The sequence below is a fragment of the uncultured Vibrio sp. genome, assembly GCF_947488985.1.
Classification (GTDB): Bacteria; Pseudomonadota; Gammaproteobacteria; order Enterobacterales; family Vibrionaceae; genus Vibrio.
Genome location: NZ_CANLBV010000184.1, coordinates 1 through 2,482 on the forward strand (window position 1 = coordinate 1; position 2,482 = coordinate 2,482).

The following is a 2,482-nucleotide window of genomic DNA, read 5'->3' on the forward strand; positions in this document are numbered from 1 at the left end:
CTGGCATTCATGTTGATGTGGCTACCGATGTATTGTTGAACGCGAAATGTACAGCAAAGATCAACACGCCCTAGCTTCGACCATTGATTGAGACTGTAGCTAATCGCCTCTCCCAGTTTACTTTTGGGGGGCACCTGAGTGACCGATTTATCTAACCACACCTTTGATCCCCCCCACGTAATGGCGCGGTATTTTGGGAGAAAGGACACCCTAGGAACCTAGCTGTAGGCTGTTAGAAACTCTACGGTTCAAACAAGAAATGGAAGCAGAAATACGGCTACCACAAACGCTTGCTGTCAGAGACAGCTATGCACCGAGTGAAGCAACTTTTAGGCGCCTCATTAAGCTTGCGAAACTACAATGCTCAAGTTGGAGAGACTTACGCCATGATCAAGGCGTTGAACAAACTCACTAGGCTAGGGGCTCTTCTCCGCTCAGATGAGTCTATAAATCAACAATAAAACCGCTAACACATTGATTTATAATCGCTTACCACCTTATGTGTCAGTATTGTAGTTTGTCGTTATTATCTTCCGCTCTATTTAACTTTAAAGGCCAATCCGTACAGTCTGTAACGCTTGAAGAAAGCTCTCATTCAGTACTCGTCAAGTGCAAGCGAGATAGACGCTGTAAAGTTGTTGATCCTGAGACTGGAGCTCCGCGCACCGTCGACCACTATGTTCACCGTCGCCTGTCGGATTTACCTGTCAGTGGTCGCCCTTGCGCCCTTGCGTTATAGAAATTGAATTGGCTCAGACAAGGGATAGGCTCGGCCGAAGGTTGATTGAAGAGGCTGATTTTGTTGATAAGGGGAGTCGTTATACAAAGAGGTTCTGTCACTTTATTAGTGGACTGTGCCGCTATATGAGCATCCACGCAGTGTCGAAGCATTTAGACATACGCTGGGAAACCGTGAAAAATATCGATAAAGCATTCCTTCTCTCTACCTTGCCTGCTTTAGAGCCTAAGAAGTTGACCAACCTTGTTCATATTGGCGTTGATGAAGTCGCCAGGGCTAAAGGCCATGACTATATGACCGTCGTTTATGATCTCGTTTCAGGACAACTTATTTGGGTTGACCATGGGCGGACTTCAAACGTACTCATCAACTTTTTTGAACAATTATCACCGCAAACGAGAGACGGCATCCAAGCGGTATCAATGGATATGGGGTAATCTTACCAATCAGCAGTGAGAAACGCTCTTCCGAATGCAGACATCGTTTTTGACCGGTTTCACGTTATGCAGAACTACTCTCTTCTGATAAGGAAAGAGCGTAATAAAGCGTTTAGGAAAGGAACACATGACGAGAAGAAAATGCTTAAAGGGACGCTATTTTTACTCCTCAAAAATGCGCCGAAATTAAGTGATAAGCAGTCAGATAGGCTAGATGATTTACTGGAAAGCAATAAGACTCTTTGTACGATTTACATGCTCAAAGAGCAGCTTCAAGCCTTATGGGATGAACGTAATTTTGACTTGATGATCGCAGCGCTTGGTGCGTGGTGCCAGCTTGCTAAAAAGACGAGGATCTTATCTCTCATCAACTTTGCAGACGCGCTTTGGGAGAGAAGAGTTGGGGTCTGCAACTATGCAAAATATAAGCTGACGAATGCCCGAGTGGAAGCAGGGAATGTATCGATAGGTCTTCTTAGACGGAGAGCCCGAGGAGTAAGGGATACTGATTACTTTAAATTGAAGATTAGACAAACCTCAATCCTAGAAACTCACTCTACCATTTATCCGGAAATCAAGCTCATCTAAGCGGAGAAGAGCCGGCTAGGTATGCCTGAAACTCAGTATATTGTTTGAAAATCAGTTGTTTTATAAGGGTTGCGCCTTGAATTCGATTTATGCAACAGAGCCATAACACAGTTCAAATAGATAACTTTGGAGAGCGGAAAGTTGCTTAGTGAAGTGTCCAGCTTGACTGGAGCAGAACAGGCATAACTGCCCTAGTAAAACTAGATAAAATAATGATTTCATGTCAACTGAATAACCCTTCCATTTTAATAAATAGTTAACATAAGTGTAATGGTGTTTTAATGAATAAAAGTCAAGATAGCCAGATTACTTAATTTTAGTGACTCCTATGAGCCTGATAATTCGAAAGATCAACAAAAAATTTGGGGACGCAACAGCCCTTTCCGATGTAGATTTAACACTTAAACAAGGAGAACTGGCGGCGCTTGTTGGCCCTTCTGGTTGTGGTAAAACCACCCTTCTAAGAAGTATCGCAGGCCTTGAACAACCATGCTCCGGAACAATCACCATCCATGATCATATCGTTTATAAAAATGATATGCCTGATAACAGCCCTTCGGGGAAAAGTAAACCGCTGTCATTGCCAATTCAGCAACGCAATCTCGGCATGGTTTTTCAAGATTTCGCACTCTGGCCTCATCTATACTCGTTCAACTTGAAGATGCAGGCTTGAGAGCTTGAAAGTTATCATTAATTCGAGATGCCAAAGAGCCTGCGA

General features: G+C 43.5%; 1 protein-coding gene and 3 pseudogenes. 3 read left to right on the top strand and 1 reads right to left on the bottom strand.

What is annotated here, in order from left to right; genetic code table 11:
* Nucleotides 1–158: pseudogene (locus tag Q1A70_RS20900) on the bottom strand (hypothetical protein); the annotation flags it as partial.
* A 12-nt stretch (nt 159–170) separates the two neighbouring features.
* Here Q1A70_RS20900 and Q1A70_RS19505 point away from each other — a divergent pair.
* From Q1A70_RS19505 to Q1A70_RS19515, 3 genes and pseudogenes are all read left to right on the top strand, one after another.
* Nucleotides 171–461 (top strand): annotated as a pseudogene (locus tag Q1A70_RS19505) (hypothetical protein); the annotation flags it as partial.
* Between the two features lie 56 nt (nt 462–517).
* Nucleotides 518–1,764 (top strand): annotated as a pseudogene (locus tag Q1A70_RS19510) (ISL3 family transposase).
* 328 nt (nt 1,765–2,092) lie between these two features.
* Nucleotides 2,093–2,437, top strand: coding sequence for an ATP-binding cassette domain-containing protein (locus Q1A70_RS19515; protein ID WP_299695599.1), 345 nt, complete (start codon nt 2,093–2,095; stop codon nt 2,435–2,437).
* The last annotated feature ends 45 nt before the right edge of the window (nt 2,438–2,482 follow it).

Excerpts from the sequence above, each read along its gene's own strand:
- Q1A70_RS19515 (WP_299695599.1), top strand. The coding sequence starts at position 2,093 with ATGAGCCTGATAATTCGAAAGATCAACAAAAAATTTGGGGACGCAACA.